The sequence below is a fragment of the Vicinamibacterales bacterium genome, assembly GCA_041659285.1.
Lineage (GTDB): Bacteria > Acidobacteriota > Vicinamibacteria > Vicinamibacterales > UBA2999 > 12-FULL-67-14b.
This window is the reverse complement of record JBAZYO010000007.1, coordinates 118198-134503: the sequence shown is the minus strand read 5'-3', so window position 1 is coordinate 134503 and position 16306 is coordinate 118198. Positions and strand designations below refer to the sequence as shown.

Here is a 16306-nt window from a genome sequence, read left to right as displayed (position 1 = left end):
CCCAATGCCACCGGCTGCCGCTGCCGTCGCCGCACTCGTCTTGCTCGCGGTCACCGCCGAGTGGTTCTCGCGACGGGCCCGTGCCCGGCTTTTGTCGACGATTCGCGTCAACTGGGGCAAACCGAGCGATCGCCCTCGAAAGATGGAGGCGATTGCGGAGTACCACAGGTCGATCATCTTGGCGAACGGCATCGGCCGATCACTTGATGACCGCACCTGGAACGATCTGAATCTCGACGAGGTCTTTCAGTCGATCGACCGCACTGAAAGCACGATCGGCCAGCAGGCCCTCTATCATCGACTGCGCCGGCAGGATGCCGGCGACCTCGACGGGTTCGAGCATCTTGTCGAGTGGATGTCAGCAAATCCCGCAACTCGCGAGCGAATTCAGCTGGCATTGGCCGTCCTTCGCGATCCTGATGGCTACGATCTGTGGTGGTTGGCCCAGCGAGATGCGCTCACGCGGCCACGCTGGCACCTCCTGTTCGTGGTGTGGGCCGGGGTTGTACTCACGGCTTTCCTCGCCATTCCGGTCTGGCCCAGCGCGTTTCTCATCCCCGTCGCTGGCGCGGCCGTCAACCTGCTCGTCAGGACCAAGACGGCATGGCGAACCAGTTCGATGATCGGGCCGTTCCGCCAGATCAGCGCGTTGGTATCGTCGGCTGAGATCATCCGTGCGAGCCTGCCTGAACCCATTACCGCATCCCTTTCTCGCGAGCTGCCAAAGATCGCCAGGCTGAACGCTATCGCCCGTTGGGTCGGGCGTGACCCATCAAAGTCGAACGAGTTGATCGCCGGCTTCTGGGAATATCTCAACCTCCTGTTCCTGCTCGATATCAACGCGCTGTCGCTCGCGGTCGGGGAACTGCGGTCCTGCAGCCGTGCCCTTCTCAGTGTCATTGCCACCGTTGGAGAGGTCGATGCGGCAATCAGCGTGGCGTCTTTCCGCGCTGCAACCGAAACGTGGGCACGCCCGCGGTTTCAGCCTGTGGGGAGTCGCGCCATCCTGACCGGCATCCGGCATCCGCTCGTTGTCGACGCCGTGCCGAACTCTATTGAACTGGGTCCGCCACATGGTGTGCTCGTCACCGGCTCGAACATGTCCGGGAAGTCCACCTTCCTGCGAACCGTCGGCGTGACGGCCGTCATGGCGCAGTCAATCAACACGTGTCTTGCGACCGACTATCGCGCGCCTGTGCTCCAAGTGCAGAGCTGTATCGGGCGAGCAGACGATTTGGTCGAGGGCAAGAGCTACTACCTCGTTGAGGTTGAGGAAGTGCTGTCGAGGGTTACGGCGAGCGCGTCAGCCGATCCGCACCTGTTTCTGTTCGATGAACTGTTTCGAGGGACCAACGCCGTCGAGCGGATCGCCGTGGGCGAGGCCGTGCTGAGGGAGCTCGTCAGAGATTCGGGTCGCGGCCGGAATCACCTGGTGCTGGCCGCCACACACGACGCCGAGCTCGTGGAGCTCCTCCGTGACGAGTATCAGGCGTGCCACTTCGCGGATTCGATCGGGCCGGAGGGCCTGACCTTCGAATACCGCCTGGAGCCCGGCCCGGCTACGACCCGGAACGCGATCACGCTGCTCGAGCTTCACGGCGCCCCGCAGACTGTCGTCAGGTCCGCACTCGCCAGGGCCGCCGAACTCGATCGGCACCGCGGAGCGTCACCGCTCCGCGGTGCGTAGGGCTCGCGTCTAGGGCGCTCGTGGGGCTCGGCGGACAAGTCGCGCCTCGTAGGGCTCGGGCCTTTGGCCCTCGTGGGGGTGCTCCGCAACCCTAGTCCCGGAATGCTCCGGAATGCGCTTGAGTTGCCGTCACCCGCCGGATGAATGCAGCCGCAGATTCGACACAGATTCGGTTGTTCACGATGTCCGGTGACGCAGCCTGACCCGCAACAACCGGCGAATGGCGGCGAGTTCTGACACAACAGAGTAGTGAGACGGCCACTCGAGGCTGAGCTGAAGGCCCGACCCCCACGAGGGGCGAAGCCCCGAGCCCCAGGAGGCGCGTAGCGCCGACCCCTACGAGCGGCGAAGCCGCGAGCCCCACGAGCCCCAGCGTGGCATCTGCATTGCTGCCACGCCGCCCATGCTCAAACACCACACGCTGATTGCCTGGCAACGTGCTGACGACCTCTTCATCGAGATCCACCGCCTGACGCAGAAAACCCTGCCGCGGGAGGAAAGGTACGAGCTGTCTTCACAGCTTCGGAGGGCCGCGTACTCAGTTCCTGCGAACATTGTGGAAGGATACGCACGCCAATATCGGAAGGAGAAGTTTCACTTTCTGAGTATCGCGTCGGCATCACTGGCGGAGGTTGGGTATGGCCTACACGCCGCGCGTCGCCTCGGGTATATCGCACCCGCGCACTACGACGCATTGGAACTCCAGGTGAGGCAAGTAGCCGCCCCTCTCAACGGCCTGTTGGACAGGTATAGGAGTGGCGACCCAGTGGAAGGTGTACCGAGCAAGGGATCCCCATGAGGCGCGAAGCGCCGAACCCTACGAGCGGCCGAAGGCCGCGAGCCCTATGAGGCGCATGAGCGCCGAGCCCTACGAGGCCGAGCGAGGACAGCCAGAGGATGGTGAAGAGCGTGATGACGGCCGCAAGACCGATCAGCACGCGGACCTTACCTTGGGCCGTACCGCGACGACAGGTAGTCCACGAGCGGCGTCTTCTCGGCCTCGCTCACCGCGGCGCCCCAGCGCATCATCTTCTCGACCGAACGGGTCCAGCCGGTTGGCGACAGCTTCTGCTGCTGGATGATGTCGGCGTCGTGGCAGACCAGGCATGCTCGCGTGTAGGACGCAGCCCCGGCCTCGGTGGTGGCATGCGAGGCCGCCGGCGTCGGGCCGAAGTGCTCGGCCAGGTAGGGATGCAGCACTTCCCGTTCCGCCGGCGTGACCGTGGCGCCCCAGCGCACCATCTTGTCCACCGACCGGGTCCAGCCGGTCAGCGACAGCCGCTGCGAGGTGATGATGTCGCTCTCGTGACAGCTCACGCAGCGTTGCCTCACCACGTCGCCGCCCGCCCCGGCCGGCAGCGACTGCGCCGAGAGCACCTGCGCACCAAGCACCATGGCACCAAGCACCATGGCACCAAGCACCATGGCACCGAGGCACCATGGCACCCACCCCTTAGGCACCCCAGGCACCTTACGCACTTGCGATCTCCACCCTGACCGAATCGTATTGGTTCCAGAGATAGCCCGACGGGTTCCAATGCGACACGGCGGGTTGCGACGTGCCGGTGGAATCGGTGGCGCGCGAAAGGATGAGCACCGACCGCGGAGTGCTGACCGTGAACGTGTGCTCGAAGCGCCGCCAGGTGTACTTCGCCTGTTCGCCGACCAGCCGCGCCGCGGTCCAGGTCGCGCCGTTGTCGATCGAGATGTCCACCTTGGCGATGCTGGTCTCGCCGGCCCACGCGAAGCCGGCCACCGCGACCTGGCCGGCGGGGAGCGCCGCGCCGGCCGCGGGCGAGGTGATCAACGACTTCACCACCAGGCCGGTCAGCGGCACCATGTCTTTCGCATCCACGGCGGCGCCGGGAGCCACGCGGCGATTGGGATAGCGATACGCGGTCGCCACCCAGAAGCTGCCGGAGTCCTTGTCGAGCACATTCAGCGCGTTGACCCACTTCACCGAATACGCGCCTTCCCAGCCGGGCACGATGGCGCGGAGCGGGAAGCCGTGCACGGCCGGCATGGGCTGGCCGTTCATGTCGTAGGCGAGCAGCGTGTCGGGGTGCATGGCCTTGGCCATCGGCACCTGCCGCACGAACGCCGGCATCGTCCCCAGCGGCCGGTCGGCGGCGTGCATCTCGACGTTCCTGCCCGTCGTCTTCACGCCGGCGCGCTTCAGCACGTCCGACATGCGCGCGCCGGTGAACCTGGCGGTGCTCACCGCGCCCTTCTCCCACTGGATGCCGGCCACGGCGGGCTCGAAAAAGCCGCGGCCGTTGCCCGCGCACTCGAGCGTCACGGTCACGGTGACGGCGGGCAGCTTCTTGATCTCATCGATCGAGAGGGACAGCGGCGAGTTGACCTGGCCGCCGATTTTCAAGGCCCAGGTGGCCGCGTCGAGCTGGGCTGGAATGGGCAGGTGCGATCGCACGTAGAACAGGTCGTTCGGCGTGATGAACGAATCGAGCAGGGCGACCGGCGTCTCGAAGTCTGGCGGCCGCATCGAGCGGATGAGCAGCTTCTCCTTGCCGAATCGCTGCGCCGCGCTGGGAGTCTGTGCGAAGACGACGCCTGATGGCGCCACGCGCGCCATGACGCCGGCCATTGCCAGGCGCCACAATAAGTCGCGACGGGAAAACATGCCCGCGATTATAAGGGGTTACGCGGCCACCACACGATCCAGGCGGCGGAAGGCGGCGCGCACCCGGGACAGCAGCACCTCGGGTTCGAACGGCTTGACCATGTAGTCGTCGGCCCCCATCTCGAGCACCCGGAGTTCGATGTCGGCGCCGTCCTCGGCGGTCAGCACCATGACCGGCACCGTGGCCAGGGACAGATCGCGCCGGATTCTCTGAATCGCTTCATACCCGTCCATCTTCGGCATCATCAGGTCGATGATGATCAGGTCGGGGCGTTCGCGGTGCGCCAACGCCACCGCCTCGGTGCCGTCGACGCCCTCGATCACCTCGTAGCCGTCCCGCTCGAGGAGCAGCTTGACCAACATCCGCGTAATGCGGTCGTCGTCGGTGATCAGGACGCGCCGCTTGCTGCTCGCCGGCGTGGCCGGGGCTTCTTCGGTGGCCAGGACGCGGTCGACCTCGTCGATCGAGGTGACGCCCTGCGCGACGAGAGCGAGCGCGTTCTCGCGCATCGAGTCACACCCCGCGGCGTGCATGAGAGCGCGAATCTCCATGGCGGTGGCGCCTTTCCCGATCGCGTCGCGCATCGCTTCGTCGGCCACCAGCACCTCCGTGACCGGAATCCGGTCCGTGTAGCCGGTGCCCTTGCAGCGATCGCAGCCGGCGCCGGCCGACGCCGGCACCGCCACCAGGCCGAGCTCCCGGCCCAGCCGCCGCGCCTCGAACTGGTCAAGCACGCGACGGCAATCGGGACACAGCTTCCGCACCAGCCGTTGCGCGACGATGGCCCTCAGGCTCTCCGCAATCTTGAACGGTTCGAGACCGAGATTGAGCAACCGCGTCACCGCCGAGGCGCAGTCGGCGGTGTGGAGCGAGGTGAGCACGAGATGCCCGGTATAGGCCGCCTGGCCGACGATCTCGGCGACCTCGGCGTCGCGAATCTCGCCCACCATGATCACGTTCGGATCCTGCCGCAGGATCGATCGCAGCACCGACGGGAAGGTATTTCCGGCAGCGGCGTTGACCTGGATTTGGTTGACGCCGGCGACCTGGCGTTCCACCGGATCTTCGACCGAGACGATGTTCGTGCGGCCATTCTGCAGGTGACGCAGCGCGCTGTAGAGAACGGTGGACTTGCCCGACCCGGTGGGGCCGGTCATGAGGATGAGCCCGTCGGGCTGGCCGAGCGCCTTCTCGAGCCGGGCGAGATTGGCGGCGTCGTAGCCGAGCGAATCGAGGCCCTGCGGTGTGGCCTGGCTGTCGATCACCCGCATCACCAGCTTCTCTCCCGTCACGGTTGGCAGTGTCGAGAATCGCACATCGATGGGCCGGCCGCTGATCGACAACCGAAACGCCCCGTCTTGGGGCCGGTGTCTCACGGAGATGTCGGCCCGCGCCATGATCTTGTAACGGTTGGAAACGGCGGCGGCCGCCTCAGGGGGCACGATGAACATCGGCTCGAGGATGCCGCGGAGCCGGTAGCGGACGGCGAGTCCCCGCGCCGACGGTTCGATGTGGATGTCGCTGGCGCCCACTTCAACCGCCCCGGCCACGATGTGGTTGCACAGATCCATGATGGGCGAGCCCGTCTCGCCCTGGGCGTCCGCCAGGCCGAGCAGTTGGACGGGGAGGCGCGACCGCACGCGCCCGAGCAGGAGCTCGATGTCGCCCAGTTTCGGGTACCAGCGTTCGAGCGCGCCCAACACTTCCGATCGCAGCGCCAGCATCGCGACTGGCTTGCGCCCCGACGCAAATCCGACGTCCTGTTCCGCCTGAACGTCGAACGGGCAGCTGGTGGCGTAGGTCAGGACGCGGTTGTCTTCGTCCAGCGGGATCAGGGCGTGACGCCTCGCCACGCGCTCAGGGACGAGGCGAAGCGCGAGCGGGCTCGGCGTGATCGTGGTGAGGTCGGCCAGCCGCATGCCTGTCGCCTCCGCCAGCACCGCGTAACAGGCGTGTTCCGGCGCCAGTCCCAAAGTCACAATCGCCTCAGCCAGTGGGACGTGGTGCTCTTCCGCGTGGCCAGTTGCCACGTCAAGCTGCTGGGGGGTCAGCGTCGACTGAGCGATCAGGAGTTGGCGAAAGCGGGCTTCGCCGGCGCTTTGCCGCTTGGGGACGCCAGGACCGGAGGGCTCGCGGCTTGATGTGGACACGATGCTGTGAGCGTATCAAGTTCGTACCCTTGGCGGGAGTCCCAAATTTGACACCCGCCCGAGGGGCCAAGTGGCCCATTTACCCCTCCAGCCGCTCCAGCAATGCGCGCCAGCGCCGCCGCGCCACCAGCATCGTCATCCCGTTGGCCAGCGTGATCTCGCCGGTGCCGTCGGCGAACGGCTTGGCCTCGCGGACCGCGTCGAGGCGGATGATCGCCGCGCGCGAGACCTGGAAGAACGTGGCCGGGTCGAGCCGGCGCGCCAGCGCGGCCAGCGTCGGTTGCATCGACAGCTGTTCGGTTGGCGTCATGACGTGCGTGACGCCATCCACGAACGTGAACGCCACCACGTCCTGGACGGGCACGACGCGGAAGCGGGCGCCGCGGCGGGCGAGAAAGCGCGTGGGCGAGAGACCCTTGGCCTGCGTCAGCGCGTCGATGGCGCGATCGCGGCCGCGGATGCCAGTGGCGGCGCGAACCCGGTCGAGCGCGGAGGCGAGGCGCGCCCGGTTGACCGGCTTCAGCAGGTAGTCGATGGCCGACAACTCGAAGGCGTCCACGGCGTACTGGTCGTAGGCCGTGCAGAAGATCACGGCGGGTCGCGGCTGACCGAGCGAGGCCGCGACGTCGAGGCCGCTGGCCCCGGGCATCTGGATGTCGAGCAGGACGAGGTCCGGTGCGAGCGCGGCGATCTTCTCCGCGGCGTCGATGCCGTCGTCGGCCTCGCCCACCACCTCGATGTCGGGATGCGCGCCAAGCAACTGCTTCAACCGCTCGCGCGCCGGCTGCTCATCGTCGATCAGCAACGTCCGAATCATCGGGCCCTCACCACCAGCGCGGTCACGTCGTCCTGATCCTGCCGGCCGCCCCGGTGCCTGCGCACGGCGTCGAGAATACATGAGCAGAGGTGCGCGGCTGGAGCCTGGCCGTTGGCCGCCATCAACGTCGCCACGCGCGCGTCACCGAATTCCTCATCGGCCTCGTCGAGCGCGTCGCTGACGCCATCAGTGTACGCGACCAGCAGCGCGCCAGGCTCGAGCGTGACGTCGTGCGAGGCGAACGAACCGGCTTCGGTCAATCCCAATGCCGGCCCCGAGGCGTCGAGGCGGGTGATGGAGGTCCCGGCGACTACCAGCACGGCGGGGTGTCCGGCGTTGACGAGTGTCAGCCGCCGCGTGCCGGCATCGAGCCTGGCGTAGATCGCGGTGGCGTAGCGCGCGCCGTCGGTGGTGCCATAGACATCGCGGTCGACGGCCGCCATCAGCGCGGCCGGCGCGAGGCGAGCGAGACGGGCGGCGGTGTGCACGCGCGCCTGCACCGCGGACGCCACCAGGCCGGCAGCCACGCCCTTGCCGGAGGCATCACCCAGCAGCAGCGCCCACTGCCCGCCAACACCATCCTGAAGCGAAAACATGTCGTAGAAATCTCCGCCAACCCCGCGGGCCGGCAGCGACGCCGCGGCGCAGTCAAACCCCGGCACCTCGGGCAGCGCGCCCGGCCACATCTGCGACTGCACGGCCGATCCGGCGGCGACGTCGCGTTCGAGATCCGATTGCCTGGCCAGTCGCGCGCGGACGCGATCGAGCGTGGCGGCGAGCTTGACCCGCGAGACCGGCTTCAACAGGTAGTCGGTGGCGTCCACGGCGATGGCGTCGAGGGCGTAGCTTTCGAAGGCGGTGGCGAACACGATGAAGGGCCGCGGCTCGGGCAGCGATGCGGCCAGCGTGGTGCCGCGCACTTCGGGCATCTCGACGTCCAGGAAGACCAGGTCGGGCCGCGTCTCGCGGATCAGGTCGCGCGCGTCCACGGCGCTGCCGGCTTCGCCGACCACCACGACGCCGCCGGCCGCCTCGAGCAGCTGCCGCATGCGCACGCGGGCGGGCGGCTCGTCATCGACGAGCACGGCGCGGATCATGCGGCCATCCTGACATGCGGCATGGTGATGCGCGCAATCGTCACCCCCGCATTCTCGTCGCGGGTCAGCGCGAAGGTGGCGCCGTCGCCGAAATGGCCCTTGAGCCGCTCGCGCACGCTGTGCAAGCCGAAGCCCGCGCCGTCGCGCGGGCCGGGTCCGAAGGCCTGGGCGCCGGGTCCGGTGTTCCGCACCTCGAGGGTGACCCGGTCGCTGACGGTGCGGACGATCACCTCGATGCGGCCCGGCTCGCGGGTTTGCGACACGCCATGCTTGACGGCGTTCTCGATCAGCGTCTGCAGCAGCATCGACGGGATGTGCGGCGCCGGCGGCAGGTGGTCCGAGTCAATCGTGCAGGTGAGGCGCTGGCCGAAGCGCGCCTGCTCGACGTCGAGGTAGGCGCGCGCGAACGTCAACTCCTGGTCGAGCGGCGCCCATTCCGAATCGGACCGTCGCAGCGTGTAGCGGAACACTTCCGCGAGTTGCTCGACGGCTTCGTCGGCGCGGGCCGGGTCGGTGTGGATCAGCGAGGCAATGGCGTTCAGCGCGTTGAACAGGAAATGCGGGTTGATCTGCGCGCGCAGGGCCTTGAGCTCGGACTTGCTCGACTGCAGGCGCAGGTCCTGGGCGATCAGGTCCTGCTCCTGCCGCCGGCGCTGCAGCCGCAGGTTCTCGAGCATGAACCCGAACACGCCGGCCAGCGAGCGCAGCAAGGCGAGGTCTTCACTGAGGATGCGGCGCATGCCCGGCACGCGCAGCACGGCGATCCGCACGGCGTATCCCGACACCGGCGTGGGCATGGCGACTTCGGCTTCGATCGTCAGGCCTTCTGGCGGCGCCTGGTCGCCGATCAGCACGGCGATGCGCGCGCCGAAGATCTCGGACAGCTTCGACTCGGTGGCACTCACCAGGGTCTGCTCATCGGTCGCCGGCTGCATGGCCGCGAGCACGTGCTTGACCGCCTCCACCGTCGTGAACTCCCGGCCCAGCCACATGCGGTCGAGCCAGCGCTCGAGGCGCGCATGCAGCCACGGCATGACCATCGCGATTGGCGCGAGCGCCACGGCAAACAGCCACGGCCGGGCGCCGCCGCCGGGCAGCAGTTCGAGGTACGGCAACGCCACGGCCAGGAACAGGCCGAGGGCGACCACGCTCAGCAGGAGCAGGAGCGCCCGCTTGACCACGAGATCGTAGAACTCGAACCGGTTCTCGAAGTAGACCGAGGCGATCAGGAAATAGACGGGCGCGGATCGCGACACGCGGTCGAGGATCTCGACCAGCAGGCGCTGCTCGCGCATGATCATCAGCGCCAGGAACGTGCCGCTCAACCCGATGAACAGGAAGATCATCACGGTGCGCAGGCGCTGCTGATCGGGTGTGCGCGAGGGCCGCGGGCGTCGCAGCATGAGCACGGTGGAGTAGAGGCTGGCCCCCGTGAACAGCAGGCCGATCGAGATCCCGATCCAGGCGTTGAGCGGCTGCGGCCGCGGCACCAGGTCGAAGATGGCCGCGATGATGTAGGCCCCGACCGCGGGCGAGAGCACGTACATCGCGCCCAGCAGCCGCCTGGCGGCGGCCGCCGGCCGCGAGACGCCTTCGCACTGCGACTCCAGGTAGACCGTGTGCATGATCACCGGCGGGAAGAAATAGACGACGACCAGCGTGCTCAGGTCGAGCCAGCCCGCCGTCGCGTCCCCCATCAGGTTGCGGAACTCGATGAGCGCGTGCTGGATAAACCAGATGGTGCTGATCGTGAACAGCGCCAGGCTGGCCTTGTCGATGCGTTGCCGCATCCCGGCGGCATAGCGCCGGTAGGGACCCCAGACCGGGGTGGCCTGGCTCACGGCAATCACCGTCGCGGCCCCATACGCATAGGCGCCGAACAGGTAGACGAACAGGAAGATCAGGCTGACGAGAATCATCCGACTCTTGGGTTATACGCCAATCCCGGGCGCCGCGGTCGGTGCCCAGGGACCGAACGGCGCAAATGCGGCATCGACCGGCGGCAGGGTATCCTTCAGTGGCGCGTGATTACACGGTTCGCGCCGGCTCCGACCGGCTTCCTTCACCTGGGACACGTCGTCAACGCCCTCCACGTCTGGACGGCCGCGCACGATCGCGACGGCCAGGTCCTGCTCCGCATCGAGGACCACGACCGCCAGCGGTGCCGGCCCGAATTCGACGCCGCCATTCTCGAGGACCTCGCCTGGCTCGGCTTCCACCACTCCGGCCCTGTCGTCCGGCAGAGCGAACGAGACGGGCTGTATCGCAAAGCGCTGCAACCGCTAATCGACCGTGAACTGGTCTATGGCTGTGCCTGCTCGCGCGCCGAGATACTGGCGGTGACCGGCGACCAGTCCACTTCGGAGCTGCGCTATCCGAACACCTGCCGCGATCGTGACATCCCGCTCACAGACGATGTCGGGTGGCGGGTGAGGATGGCGCCGGGCGTGGAGCGCTTCTTCGACGAGATGTGCGGGCCGCAGGTACAGGACCCGTCGGCGCAGTGCGGCGACCTGCTGGTGCGCGATCGGCTGGGCAACTGGACCTACCAGTTCGCGGTCACCGTGGACGATCACTTGCAGAAGATCACCGACGTCATTCGCGGCGTGGACCTGTTGCCGTCCACGGGCCGGCAGATTCGCCTGGCGCGCCTGCTCGGCCGTGGCGTGATGCCGCGGTTTGCCCATCACGCCCTGGTCATGAAGTCGGCCACCGAAAAGCTCAGCAAATCCGACGGTGCCACTGGCGTCCGCGACCTGCGGGCGGCCGGGTGGTCGGCGGAGGCCGTCCTCGACCTGGCGCGGAGATCTGTTACCCTACCGGAATGAAGCGCATCGTCCTCGTCGCCCTCGTCCTGGCCCTGCTGGTTCCCGCCGCCGCGTTCGCGCACCCCGGTCACGAACACAAGTTGATGGGCACCATCACCGCCATTGACGGCAACAAGGTGTCGATGAAGACCACCGAGGGCAAGGCCGCGACGTTCGAGGTCACCCCGACCACCTCGTTCAAGCGCGGCAAGCAGAAGGGCTCGCAGGCCGACCTCAAGGTGGGGCTGCGCATTGTCGTGAACGCCGGCGACGGCGCCGAGCCGCTCAAGGCCAAAGAAGTCCAGTACACGGCCCCGACGACCAGCTGAAAGGCCGCTACACTGGACCGATGTTGACCTCGACATACCTTCGGTCTGGCCTGGCGGCCGCCCTGCTCCTTGTCGTCTCGCCCGCGGCCTGGGCGCAGACGCCCATCACGCTGCCGGACATCCCCGCCACGTTCACGCGGCCGACCACCGGCTTCGACTATGAGAAGCGCGTGGCGATGATCCCCATGCGCGACGGCGTGAAGCTTTACACCGTGATCGTCGTGCCCAGGGGCGCGAAGAACGCGCCGATCATCATGACGCGCACGCCCTACAACGCGGCCGGCCGCGCGACGCGCTCCCCGTCAGCGACGATGCTCGGCACGCTGCCGCAGGGCGATGAAGTGTTCGTGGCCGACGGCTACATCCGTGTGTTCCAGGACGTGCGCGGGAAGTACGAGTCGGAAGGCGACTACTTGATGACGCGGCCCCTGCGCGGTCCGCTCAACCCGACCAACACCGACCACTCGACCGATGCCTACGACACCATCGAGTGGCTGGTGAAGAACGTGCCCGAAGGCAACGGCCGCGTCGGCATGCTCGGCAGCTCCTACGAGGGCTTCACCGTGGTGATGGCGCTCGTCAATCCTCACCCGGCGCTCAAGGTCGCCGCCCCGATGAGCCCGATGGTCGACGGCTGGATGGGCGACGACTGGTTCCACTTCGGCGCCTTCCGCCAGACCAACTTCGACTTCTTCAGCGGCCAGACCACCGCGCGCGGCGGCGGCAGCACCATCATCCGGCCCGGCACCGACGACTACGAGACCTTCCGGCGCGCCGGCTCCGCGGGCGACTACGCCCGCGCCGCGGGTCTCGAACAGCTGCCCATGTGGCGCAAGGTGTCGGAGCATCCCGCCTACGATCACTTCTGGCAGGAACAGGCGCTCGACAAGATCATGGCGAAGCAGCCCATGACCGTGCCGACGATGTGGATTCAGGGCATCTGGGACCAGGAAGACATGTGGGGCGCGATTCAGACCTACCAGGCCATTGAGTCGAAGGACACGCGCAACGACCTGAACTACCTGGTGATGGGACCGTGGCGCCACAGCGGTGTGAACTACGAGGGGGCGTCGCTCGGGCCGCTGAAGTTCGAGGGCGATACGGCACTGCAGTTCCGCCGCGACGTGCTGAAGCCGTTCTTCGACCAGTACCTGAAGCCAGGCGCGCCCAAGGCCGACACGCCGCCGGTATTCATCTACAACACGGGGGATAACCACTGGGATCGCTTGCCGCGTTGGCCGTTGTCGTGCGCCAAGGATTGCGCGGCCACGTCACAGCCGTTGTACTTCACGGCCGGCCAGGGGCTGTCGTTCACCGCGCCCGCTGCCGGCGCGACCGGTGCCGCCGGGAGCTTCGACGAGTACGTGTCGGACCCGTCCAAGCCCGTGCCCTACCTGCCGCGCCCCGTGCAGTTCTCGAATGGCGCGCTCTGGCAGCGGTGGCTGCTGACCGACCAGCGCACCGTGGCCGATCGCACGGATGTCGTGAGCTACGTGACGCCCGTGCTCACCGACCCGGTGCGAATCAGCGGCGTGCCACTCGTGAACCTGGTGGCCTCCACGAGCGGGAGCGACAGCGACTGGGTGGTGAAGCTCATCGACGTCTACCCGGACGAAATGCCCAGCCAGCCCGAGATGGGCGGCTACCAGTTGCCGGTGTCGATGGACATCTTTCGCGGCCGCTACCGCGAGAGCTTCGCGACGCCGACGGCGATCGCGCCCAACACGGCGCTCCCGTACCGCTTCATCCTGCCGACCGCGAACCACGTGTTCCAGCCCGGGCACCGCATCCTGGTGCAGGTGCAATCGAGCTGGTTCCCGCTCTACGACCGCAATCCGCAGACCTTCGTGCCGAACATCTTCTTCGCGAAGCCCGGCGACTACGTCAAGGCCACGCAGCGCATCTATCACGCGCCTGGCGCGGCGAGCTTCATCGAGCTGCCAATCGTGCCGGTCAAGCCCTGACGGGATAGGCGGGTGGAGCCAATCGGCGAAGAGCGAGCCGCCGGCGGTCAGGGCTTGATGAGCACGTAGCCCTGCTGCTGCAGGGCGATGATGGTCGTGAGCGCCCACAGGTCGCGCTGCACTTCCGGCATGATCTCCTTGGCCTCGATCTTGCGGCCCAGCGTGGCCTGGCCGCAGACGCGGAAGTCCACGCCGGCCTTCTTGAGCGCCTGCATCATGCTGAGGTTCGGGTTGTCCTGGCCGTCGTGCCGTGCCTTGTACGCCTCATTGGCCATGACGTAGTCGGTGGCGCCCTGGTGGAACACCACCGCCACCTTGCGGTTGGCGGCCGGCACGCCGGTCTTCGCGAGCGTGTTCACGTAGCGCGCCACCGCCTCCAACATCGGGTGCACCTCCGTGGGCTTCGGGCCGGCCGTGGCCATGTCGAACACCACCTTGTGGACGATGGCCGGATTCGGCAACTCCTTGGCACCGGGAACATCACGCGCCGCCTCCACACCGGGCACGGGTAATGTCTGCGCGTGCGCGACGGCGGCGTTGGTGACGAGCGCCACGCCGAAGGACAGGGCCAGCAGGGTCTTGATCATGGTCGGTTCTCCTGAAGTGAGTGTTCGCGCCTCGTCCTTGCCTATCCGACGTACAAGAACGTGAACCCGTGCTCCTGCGCGTGCGTCACGCCGACCACGCCGGCCGACACGATGCGCGCGTTGGGAATGAGGTTCGCCGACATTTCTTTCAGTACGGCGTCGGCATTGCCACCCTGGCCGGCGATGCGGCCGGCGAGGCCGCGGCTGGCCGTGCCGCAGACGATGAACTGCACGCCGCGCTTGGCGAGCCCGGCCAGTTGCATGCGCTCGCCGGAGTTGTAGGGGTTCGCCGTCGGCGGCGGCGTCGCCTTGGCGTCGAGCGACTTGCCGTACTTGGACCAAATCGCGTCCGAGTAGCCGTAGGCCGTGGCGGAGTGGCGCAGCACCACGATCATGGCCATCTCCGACTCCTCGATGCCGTATGCCGACTTGTTGCCGGTGAACAGATTGCCGGCGAAGCGGATGCCGTCGGGAATGCCCTCCGGGCTGACGATGTCGAGCACCACGCGGTGCTTGCCGGGCATGGCCGACATCCACGCATCCTGCTCATGGCGGGCTGGCGTGAAGGGCGGCGGGGCGCCTTGCGCCCGGGCGCCGCGCGCTCCGAACGTGACGCTCGTGGCCGCCAGGCCGAGGCCGGCAATGAGGGCGCGGCGATTTCGCTTCGTTGACGTCATTGGTCCACCCTAGTGGCCGTCGCGCCGATGGACGGCGCCGGCGAGCGACGGCTCGCGTGAACGGCCGGAGGCGATTGTAAGCGCTCGGGTGCCCGCTCGTCTTCCCCGAATGTCATACGCGGTCGGCCGCGCGCGTCACACTCAGTTCAGGTCGAAGGGATCGAGGTTGATGACCTTGTGCCTGGGGTGTCGTTTCGGGCTGGACGCCGCGGGCGGCCGGGAGGATCATTGGCCATCGGGCGGGCCTCGGGACCAGGTGCGGGACGTGCGCCCGGTTCATGCGGTTGCGCGATCGAAAGGAACTGGCGATGGTGACGAAGTACACGGTGACGGCTCTCGTGATGGCGTGCGCGACCGCGGGCGTGATCAAGGCCCAGCAGCCGCCCGGCGCGAAGCCCGATCACATGCAGCATCGTTTCGATGACCCGTCGAAGTTTGCCAAGTCGTTCGACGATCCGGCGCGCGATGCGTGGCAAATGCCGTCGAAGGTGATCGACGCGCTGGCGTTGAAGGGCGGCATGGCGGTGGCCGACATTGGCGCCGGCACCGGCTATTTCAGCATGCGGCTGGCCAAGGTCGCGGCGGACCTCACGGTCTACGCCGTGGACATCGAACCCGCCATGGTGGAACACCTCAAGGCGCGGGCGACGTCGGAGCACCTGATGAACGTCGTGCCCGTGCTGGCGGGCGCCGCCGGGCCGAACCTGCCGAAGCCGGTTGACGTGGTGCTGATCGTTGACACCTACCATCACATTCCCAATCGCCCGGCCTACTTCCGCGACCTGAGGAAGTCGTTGACCGCGGCCGGCCGTGTGGCGATTGTCGATTTCCGCAAGGACGCACCCGAGGGGCCGCCGGTGGAATTCCGGTTCACCGCCGAGCAGATCGAGGCCGAGATGAAGCAGGCGGGCTTCCGCCTGGAGGCGAAGCACGGCTTCCTGCCGCGCCAGCACTTCCTGGTCTTCCGCTAGCGCGCGCGTCCGGTGACGCGGCGCTACGACAGGTCGGCGAGTTCGTCTTCGAGGCGTTCGAGGATGGCCGGTGATGCCGCCGGCGCCTTCAGGTCGCCGCTCGCCTCGTCCCCCCGGTGCGGCCGGCGCAGCCACACCACCAGCCAAATCCCGGTCAGCGTGAACACGGCGGCGGGAAACACCCAGGCGAGCAGCCCGATGCCGTCGGTGCGCGGCAGGCCGCGGATGGACTCGCCGAAGCGCTGATACAGGCCCGCTTCGATGGTCTCCGGCGACTTGCCCGCTTCGAGGTCGCGCCGCACTTCCTGCCGCAGCACTTCCGCGGCGCCCGACGGGCAGGTGGCCAGCACCCGGCCCGGGCAGTACGGACTCATGACCCGGTTGAAGACCTGATCGGCGGCCGCATCGACGTTCGGCGGTGTTTGCGCGAGCGCCGCGGAACCACCCAGGAGGAGGACGGCGAGGAGAGCGAAGGTGTGCCTGCCCATGAATCGATCGTCTCACGATTCGCGCGTCGAAGCGACCTTCTTGCTCGACGAACCAACCTCATCAGACGGCCGCACTAAAGTGCGGCCCTA

14 protein-coding genes are annotated in these 16306 nt (G+C 67.6%); 5 read left to right on the top strand and 9 right to left on the bottom strand.

Going from position 1 to position 16306, the window contains the following annotated elements; all coding sequences use genetic code 11:
• The first annotated feature begins 4 nt into the window (after positions 1–4).
• Positions 5–1687, top strand: coding sequence for a hypothetical protein (locus tag WC815_13210; protein MFA5909730.1), 1683 nt, complete (start codon positions 5–7; stop codon positions 1685–1687).
• 945 nt (positions 1688–2632) lie between these two features.
• On the opposite strand, the gene WC815_13205 is transcribed toward WC815_13210, so the two are convergent.
• From WC815_13205 to WC815_13180, 6 genes are all read right to left on the bottom strand, one after another.
• Positions 2633–3148, bottom strand: a complete 516-nt coding sequence (locus WC815_13205; protein ID MFA5909729.1) for a hypothetical protein — start codon at positions 3146–3148, stop codon at positions 2633–2635.
• Between the two features lie 10 nt (positions 3149–3158).
• The gene (locus WC815_13200) at positions 3159–4328 is read right to left on the bottom strand and encodes a sulfite oxidase (GenBank protein ID MFA5909728.1); all 1170 of its coding nucleotides are present in this window, start codon (positions 4326–4328) and stop codon (positions 3159–3161) included.
• An 18-nt stretch (positions 4329–4346) separates the two neighbouring features.
• Positions 4347–6479, bottom strand: coding sequence for an ATPase, T2SS/T4P/T4SS family (locus tag WC815_13195; protein MFA5909727.1), 2133 nt, complete (start codon positions 6477–6479; stop codon positions 4347–4349).
• 79 nt (positions 6480–6558) lie between these two features.
• Positions 6559–7296, bottom strand: a complete 738-nt coding sequence (locus WC815_13190; GenBank protein MFA5909726.1) for a response regulator — start codon at positions 7294–7296, stop codon at positions 6559–6561.
• Positions 7293–8393 carry a SpoIIE family protein phosphatase gene (locus WC815_13185; GenBank protein ID MFA5909725.1) on the bottom strand — a complete coding sequence of 367 codons (1101 nt, stop codon included), beginning with the start codon at positions 8391–8393 and terminating at the stop codon, positions 7293–7295. Before WC815_13185 ends, WC815_13190 begins: the two co-directional genes overlap by 4 nt.
• The gene (locus tag WC815_13180; protein ID MFA5909724.1) at positions 8390–10312 is read right to left on the bottom strand and encodes a histidine kinase; all 1923 of its coding nucleotides are present in this window, start codon (positions 10310–10312) and stop codon (positions 8390–8392) included. Before WC815_13180 ends, WC815_13185 begins: the two co-directional genes overlap by 4 nt.
• A 105-nt stretch (positions 10313–10417) precedes the next feature.
• On the opposite strand from WC815_13180, the gene WC815_13175 reads away from it, so the two are divergent.
• Genes WC815_13175 through WC815_13165 form a run of 3 tightly spaced genes read left to right on the top strand, consistent with a single transcriptional unit; the run spans position 10418 to position 13493 of the window.
• Entirely contained in the window at positions 10418–11221 is an 804-nt protein-coding gene (locus WC815_13175) for a glutamate--tRNA ligase family protein (GenBank protein ID MFA5909723.1), read from the top strand.
• Positions 11218–11529: a hypothetical protein gene (locus WC815_13170; protein ID MFA5909722.1), complete on the top strand. Its 312-nt coding sequence runs from the start codon at positions 11218–11220 to the stop codon at positions 11527–11529. Before WC815_13175 ends, WC815_13170 begins: the two co-directional genes overlap by 4 nt.
• A 20-nt stretch (positions 11530–11549) precedes the next feature.
• Positions 11550–13493 carry a CocE/NonD family hydrolase gene (locus WC815_13165; GenBank protein ID MFA5909721.1) on the top strand — a complete coding sequence of 648 codons (1944 nt, stop codon included), beginning with the start codon at positions 11550–11552 and terminating at the stop codon, positions 13491–13493.
• Between the two features lie 47 nt (positions 13494–13540).
• Here the strand turns inward: WC815_13165 and WC815_13160 are convergent, their stop codons facing one another.
• Both WC815_13160 and WC815_13155 read right to left on the bottom strand, forming a co-directional pair.
• Entirely contained in the window at positions 13541–14080 is a 540-nt protein-coding gene (locus WC815_13160; protein ID MFA5909720.1) for a DsrE family protein, read from the bottom strand.
• Positions 14081–14121: 41 nt separating this feature from the next.
• Positions 14122–14757, bottom strand: coding sequence for a hypothetical protein (locus WC815_13155; protein ID MFA5909719.1), 636 nt, complete (start codon positions 14755–14757; stop codon positions 14122–14124).
• Between the two features lie 284 nt (positions 14758–15041).
• Between WC815_13155 and WC815_13150 the strand changes: the two genes are divergently transcribed.
• Positions 15042–15728: a methyltransferase domain-containing protein gene (locus WC815_13150; GenBank protein ID MFA5909718.1), complete on the top strand. Its 687-nt coding sequence runs from the start codon at positions 15042–15044 to the stop codon at positions 15726–15728.
• 23 nt (positions 15729–15751) lie between these two features.
• Here WC815_13150 and WC815_13145 read toward each other — a convergent pair whose 3' ends face one another.
• Positions 15752–16216 carry a cytochrome c-type biogenesis protein CcmH gene (locus WC815_13145; protein MFA5909717.1) on the bottom strand — a complete coding sequence of 155 codons (465 nt, stop codon included), beginning with the start codon at positions 16214–16216 and terminating at the stop codon, positions 15752–15754.
• Between the last annotated feature and the right edge of the window lie 90 nt (positions 16217–16306).